General features: G+C 42.6%; 1 protein-coding gene. It reads right to left on the bottom strand.

The window, feature by feature from the left end:
- Window positions 1–153: 153 nt before the first annotated feature.
- The coding region (locus tag CVH10_RS25380) for an LPO_1073/Vpar_1526 family protein (RefSeq protein ID WP_219924726.1) at window positions 154–935 on the bottom strand (782 nt) is incomplete at its 5' end.

Here is a 935-nt window from a genome sequence, read left to right on the forward strand (position 1 = left end):
GAAGGGGACGACGCCCTATGCCGTCTTCAAGAAAGGACTCCCCAAGGGGGCAAAGAAGGAGCCCAGGAAAACGGCAGAAAACACTGCTTAACTATAGGGAGCCCACGGGGGCATGTGTCAGGCGAACACCATCACTGTACACATTGTAGATTACTATTGACCGGGATATTTTAGAGATAGACCTTTAGAATTAAGATAAGAAATAGCTATAAAATCTGCAACATCATTAATTGGAGCCACATCTAAGTCAGCCGGGGCCTCATAACCAAAAGCGAGGATTATATCTGTCAGATAGCTGCAATCTTCAAAAATAGACGAATCTTTCTTGAGGCTTTTACCACAAACATCTCCTTGAATAGAAAACCCAAACTTGGCAGCAACAATCTCGCAGAAAGATTCATTATAAAGCCTTCCTGACATAAACAACCCTGCATACGTCAAATAACTATCTCTAACTTTACGAAGCTCATCAACTGGAAACGCGACAGGCAAAAAATTATTAAAAAGCGTTATATTCTCTTTCCCTAGATCACCTTCACCAGAAACTCTGACATTTCTGACAAAATAAATAAAGGAGACAAATCTAATATAGTTTAAACTAAGCTTCTCCATCACCTTGATGGACTCCGTGAGAACAAGGTCCGCATCAGACTCTTCTTCCACACCTACTTTCTCAGCAACCAAGCTAGTCAAGACATCCAAATTTGCAGAGGATGTTTTCCTAGCAGAACACATTACTGCATCATTGATAGAAGCTTGAACATCAGGACTAGCGAGTCTCTTAGAAATTTTTTCATCCATGCGCTCAGAAAGAGAGCTCATGAGCTTCTCTCCAAATGCATCTACATATCGCTTCGACTGAAGTGACCCCCTCCATAGCTGCACAGGGTATAGTGCAGTCATCAGGAGGACAGGATGAGCGACGACAACCCCAT

The organism is Halomonas sp. ND22Bw, assembly GCF_003011945.1.
Lineage (GTDB): Bacteria > Pseudomonadota > Gammaproteobacteria > Pseudomonadales > Halomonadaceae > Halomonas > Halomonas halophila.